Annotated in this window: 5 protein-coding genes; all 5 read left to right on the top strand. The window is 39.7% G+C overall.

The features are described 5' to 3' along the window. Window positions 1–181 precede the first annotated feature (181 nt). The 5 genes from VNE01S_RS18595 to VNE01S_RS18575 all read left to right on the top strand — a co-directional run bounded on the left by VNE01S_RS18595 (window position 182) and on the right by VNE01S_RS18575 (window position 3,680). Complete coding sequence (locus tag VNE01S_RS18595; RefSeq protein WP_245649916.1) at window positions 182–397, top strand: hypothetical protein; 216 nt, start codon at window positions 182–184, stop codon at window positions 395–397. Window positions 398–635: 238 nt separating this feature from the next. Continuing rightward, the gene (locus VNE01S_RS18590; protein ID WP_053397287.1) at window positions 636–1,343 is read left to right on the top strand and encodes a hypothetical protein; all 708 of its coding nucleotides are present in this window, start codon (window positions 636–638) and stop codon (window positions 1,341–1,343) included. A gap of 153 nt (window positions 1,344–1,496) precedes the next feature. Next, window positions 1,497–1,826, top strand: a complete 330-nt coding sequence (locus VNE01S_RS18585) for a hypothetical protein (protein WP_021453643.1) — start codon at window positions 1,497–1,499, stop codon at window positions 1,824–1,826. Window positions 1,827–2,537: 711 nt separating this feature from the next. After that, window positions 2,538–3,041, top strand: a complete 504-nt coding sequence (locus VNE01S_RS18580; protein ID WP_053397288.1) for a hypothetical protein — start codon at window positions 2,538–2,540, stop codon at window positions 3,039–3,041. A 147-nt stretch (window positions 3,042–3,188) separates the two neighbouring features. Continuing rightward, the gene (locus VNE01S_RS18575) at window positions 3,189–3,680 is read left to right on the top strand and encodes a hypothetical protein (protein WP_053397289.1); all 492 of its coding nucleotides are present in this window, start codon (window positions 3,189–3,191) and stop codon (window positions 3,678–3,680) included. Window positions 3,681–3,714 lie beyond the last annotated feature (34 nt).

The raw sequence follows: 3,714 nt of genomic DNA, 5'->3' as shown, positions 1-3,714 counted from the left end.
GGCGTTAGTTTGCAAGAGGAAAAATTCAGCTATATCGCAAGATCTAGTGGTAAAAGCTCAAAGTTTAAGTTGCCGTACAGGCTTTCAGTTTTAGTGTTAACTAGCGTGGTGAAAATCCAAAATTGGCATCGTTTCAACCGTTGATTTGTTCTTTGGTGCGGCGACTTTTGGGTTAACTGAGTTGAATTTTTTTGCTGAGACTCTGCTCGTTGAGTTTGCTGGTATAAAAGCCGATCTACTCGCTGAAGTGACGCTTTCTTTGGTGTGGCAAGTTCCACGTGGTTTCAGTGACTTTGTTGAAAGCCCGCATTGTGAGATTAGCTTTCCAAAAGCGCTTTTTGGTGTTGTGAGTTCGTTTTCTGCGGTGTTGTTTGTTCCAAGTGGTTTCATTGAGTAGCCGCTTTGAGACAACGCCTGACTTAAATGCATCAAAACACATAAAGCTTATTGTTTGCAAAGTTTAAAATAACGTAAAATCAACGCTTTGGGTTTGCAAACTAACAAACTGCTCAAGAGGGATTCGCAACGCGTGGCATTTTTACTATGCGTTGATTTTAGTGATTAAGGTGGTTTGCGGCGGCTTCGGTATTGCGTTGCTCACCCCTTAGCAGGGCGTTAGCCCTCAGGAGTAAATAGTGATATTTCGAATAGTAAATGTATTAGTATTATTTGGATGTGTGTATTGGTTTGCTACTGACGCTAGCCCTGAGCCCGTAATCGTATTTCTTGCTAGCATCGGCACATATTTCCGAGATGCTGTTCATGGAGTAATTGGCTCCCGCTTTATTTCTTTATCATCTCGTAATCCTTTGATTCGAACTTTTACAAATCAAAAATACTCTTTCATCTCTGATACTTACATCTCACCAGCAATCGTTGAAGATTTAAACGGCTGGTTATCAGATACAGGAGATCAGGTTGTAGCAGTTAACATCGCGGATTCAAATGGGAGTAATCGCTATTTTGGTGATATCACCGTTGAGAGTGTTGCTGATGGTTATCCTATTGTGCGATTTCAAGATAATGAAAAAACGATTGTGTACCAGTATGTTGGTTGCTCATTTAGTGGGGTTCATATTTTAAGGTTAACCTCAAATTATGGTGGCTCTGGGTCATTTAACTACCTTATGCTTCTTACTTTAACCACGGACTCTAGTGTTGATTTTGAAAGGGAAACGAAAGCCACCTCAAAAGATCGATTGGTAGTTAAAAAAGTTGGCTCAATCTCTTTAGGCGACCGATATAATGGTCATATTTCATATAAATGGGGTTTTCTTCATATATCTCCATCTGACAGTATGCAGTGCTTAAAAGATAAAAAAGAAAAGGTGTTTGTCTTGTAGTTGAGGGCTAACAAACTGTTCAAGAGGGATTCGCAACGCGTGGCATTTTTACTATGCGTTGCGTTTAGTGTTTAAGGTGGTATGCGGTGACATCGGTATTGCGTTGCTCACACCTTAACAGGGCGTTATATGCTTTAGGGATTTCTGAACAGGATGTTTTTGATACTAGCAATATTGGGTGCTATCTACCTGTTATTTAAGCTGTACTGGGAAGGCGAAGAGATAGGTTGGAATAGAATTTTAGTTACTATCTTTTTTGTCAGCTATTCAGCTCTGTATTTGTATGTTCCACCTTTCTTAGGCATGAATAACCAATATGCAGGTAAAATGTACGAATTAGTTCCAATCGGATGCTATTTCATGGCTTTACTTCCAGATATGGAAGAAGCAGAAACTGAGGTGAAAGCCTTCGTATTTTTCGCTTGGTGTGGTCTTATTCTCATAGCATCTTTCTTGGTTTACTTTAAGTTGCATGTGTGGTGATCGGTGCCAGTACGCATATAACAAACTGTTCAAGAGGGATTCACAACGCGTGGTATTTTCACTATGCGTTGGTTTAAGTGATTAAGGTGGTATGCGGCGGCATCGGTATTGCGTTGTTCACCCCTTAACAGGGCGTTAGGCGCAGTAAGAAATTTCTTGGTTCAAATCTCCAATTTCTCTTTGGCCATCTGTTCTGGTTTTTCGGCAATCTGGCTTTACCTTCCTAAGTTCTTGAATCACTCGACCCGTAAAACATGTCAAAGTTTGCGGGTTGCCTCATTAGGTTTTATCGCCGGTTTGTTGTTAGTTTCTTAGGCTCAAGCCGCTTCAACTTTATCTGTCTTAGAAACGCGTTTATTGGCTGAAACTTTGCTCTGAAAGTTAACCTTTTCAAATTTCATTTCTATGCGCTGACTTGCCAATTTCTTTGGTGTTTAAGGTGCAGTGGGTTTCAGAAACTTAGCTGCTTTAGCCTTTGGGTTTTAATTAAATTCAGTGGGTTACGTGGATTTATTTTTCCAAAAGGTGCTACTTTAAATCCAATTTAAACTATTTGCGTGAAGCGCCTAACAAAGCATTTAAGAGTGACTCACAACGCTTGGCGATCTCAGTTTAAACTTGGTTTTAGTGTTTAAGGTGCAATGGTTTGGGTTGGGTGTTTAGCGTTGTTCGCACCTTAATGCGGCGTTAGGCGAATAAATGGAATAGCTAATGGATGAGTTAAATTGGGTTGATTTCGCAGGTATATTCTTTGGTTTAATTGGTGCAATAACTGGTTGTACTGGTGCCATTGTATCCTATAAAAATTACAAGAAAGTACAGCAAGTAAAATCACTTGATCTGCGCATTGAGTTGAGAAGAACTATAAATGAGATTAGGGCATTGCTACTTGAAGCTGATATTTTACTACCTAAGGCATTTAAATCTCGGCTGGCTGTCCATTCGGCGACTGGGAAACTAAGATCGGGTGCAACAGCTAGCTGGCACACTGAACATAAAAAAGACTTAAAGTTTCTTGAAGAAATTGGCGAAAGGTTCAGCCGAGCAGAAAAATTCGTAAATACTGATAGTTATGAAACACTCGAACAAAAACTAGACTCAATAGATCAACTTAAGCGAGACATAGTTTCAATTGTCAGCAAGTACCAAGACTCATTAAAAGAAGACGACAAAGTTAGAGAAAGTATCAGAGAGCAACACGAAAAATTCGCCTAACAAAGCGTTTAAGACGGATTCCCAACGCTCGGCATTTTCGGTTTGCTTCGGCTTAAGTGTCTACGGCACAATACTTTAAGTTAAGTGGTCTGCGTTGCTCACCACTTAACGCGGCGTTATACAACATTCAAATTAGGAGCAGTGGATGTGATTGATACTTATCAAACCTTGATTGCGGGAGTAGTTGGTTTCGTAGGCGTGATCATTTCAATTCTTGCTAATGGTTTTTTTGCTAGAAAACAGCATGGGCAAGGTATCGCGCAGAGAAGAAAATCGATCATTTCAGCGATTAAAGCAGAGTTGCATGTCAATCTTAAAAGTTTTGAGGGGCGTGCGGAGATACTTAAAACTCCTTCAAATGGAAAGCGAACGGCATTTCCGGTCAAAGTATTTAATGATGTATATAAAGAGATGTTGGGTCAAATAGGCTATTTAACTGAAGAAGAATGTCGCTGTATTATAAATATCTATTTGTTACTTGAAGAGTTTCCCAATAGGGTAAAACTACTGCTGTCTGACTCAGAGTATTCGATTGATGATTTCATTGTTATAACGGACCCTAGCCATAGGTGTAGTCTACAAGATGCTCATGTGGAGTTCGTGAAAATGATAAATTCAGCAATAAAATCTTTGGGTTAGTTGCTAATGTTGTATAACAAAGCGTTTAAGACGG

Origin of the sequence: Vibrio nereis NBRC 15637, from assembly GCF_001591105.1 — a bacterium.
Classification (GTDB): Bacteria; Pseudomonadota; Gammaproteobacteria; order Enterobacterales; family Vibrionaceae; genus Vibrio; species Vibrio nereis.
This window is presented reverse-complemented; position numbering and strand designations above follow the sequence as displayed.